The following is a 1,481-nucleotide window of genomic DNA, read 5'->3' as shown; positions in this document are numbered from 1 at the left end:
TTTTTTTGTATAATTGAATGGAATCAATTTTATGTGGGGGATATAAAATGTTATCAAAACACGTTGAGGATGGAAGAAATCAAATTGAAATGGTAGCGTTGGATCAACTTGTTCCAGAGGATCATCTGGTTAGGAAGGTTGAACAAGCGATTGACTTTGAATTTATTTATGACCTGGTGAAAGATAAGTATTCCTTAGACAATGGCCGTCCGAGTATTGATCCCGTCGTCCTTATTAAAATGGTCTTCATACAATACCTTTTCGGCATACGCTCAATGCGTCAAACTATAAAGGAAATCGAAACCAACGTGGCTTATCGATGGTTTATTGGTTATGGGTTCACCGAGAAGATCCCTCATTTTTCAACCTTCGGTAAAAACTACGCTCGACGCTTCCACGATACAGACCTATTTGAACAAATTTTCTACCGCATTTTGAAAGAAGCGATGACCAAGGGATTGGTGGATCCATCCGTTGCGTTTATTGATTCTACTCATGTTAAAGCGAATGCTAATAAGAAGAAATTTGAAAAGAAAATAGCCCGAGTCGAAACCAGAACGTATCAGGCTCAGTTAGATGACGAGATCAATATCGACCGTGAGAAACACGAAAAAAAGCCCTTCCCCCCACAGAATAAAGAAGAGTCAAAAGAAATAAAAGTCAGCACGACAGATCCTGAAAGTGGTTATTACGTAAAAGATGAACGCGAAAAGCTATTTGCGTATTCTTTTCATACGGCAAGTGACTCCCGGGGGTTTATCTTAGGTTCACTCGTCACAGGAGGGAATGTTCACGATAGTCGGATGTTGGACAAGCTCGTCACTCAAGTCACAGATAAAGTCGGTAAGCCCAGTTCTATCGCTGTTGATGCAGGATATAAAACACCACACATCGCTAAATTCTTAATGGACCAAGACATCAGGCCTGTTATGCCTTATACACGTCCGAGAACGAAAGAAGGATATATTAGAAAATACGAATACGTTTACGATGAGCATTTTGACTGCTATCTATGTCCCGAAGGGCAAATTCTACCTTACCGTACGACGACAAGAGACGGGTACAAGCAATACGCTTCAAATCCTTTGGAATGTAAAGACTGTCCTCTGTTAGACCGTTGTACGCAAAGTAAGAATCACACCAAAATGATTCATAGACATGTATGGCAGGATTACATAGATGAAGTAGATCATTTGAGACATACCGAACTTAATAAAACTCTATATGCGAAACGCAAAGAAACAATCGAACGAGTTTTTGCGGACGCAAAAGAAAAGCATGGCATGCGTTGGACGACCTTAAGAGGTCTTAAAAAAGTTTCAATGCAGGCGATGCTTACGTTCGCTGCCATGAATCTAAAAAAAATGGCAAACTGGACATGGCGAGGACCATGTCCAAGCTGAAAAAGAAGAAAAATCTTTTAAAATAACAGAAAACCCCACCTTCACTTTAATGCAAAGGTGGGGTTTGTCTACGGTCTG

1 protein-coding gene is annotated in these 1,481 nt (G+C 40.3%); it reads left to right on the top strand.

Translation table 11 applies throughout. The features are described 5' to 3' along the window. Positions 1-47 precede the first annotated feature (47 nt). Positions 48-1,403 carry an IS1182 family transposase gene (locus tag H9655_RS22265; protein ID WP_191817417.1) on the top strand — a complete coding sequence of 452 codons (1,356 nt, stop codon included), beginning with the start codon at positions 48-50 and terminating at the stop codon, positions 1,401-1,403. Positions 1,404-1,481: the final 78 nt, after the last annotated feature.

Origin of the sequence: Cytobacillus stercorigallinarum (genome assembly GCF_014836495.1) — a bacterium.
GTDB lineage: Bacteria > Bacillota > Bacilli > Bacillales > Cytobacillaceae > Cytobacillus > Cytobacillus stercorigallinarum.
Note: the sequence above shows the minus strand (reverse complement) of the source record. Positions and strands in the feature narration are given on the sequence as shown.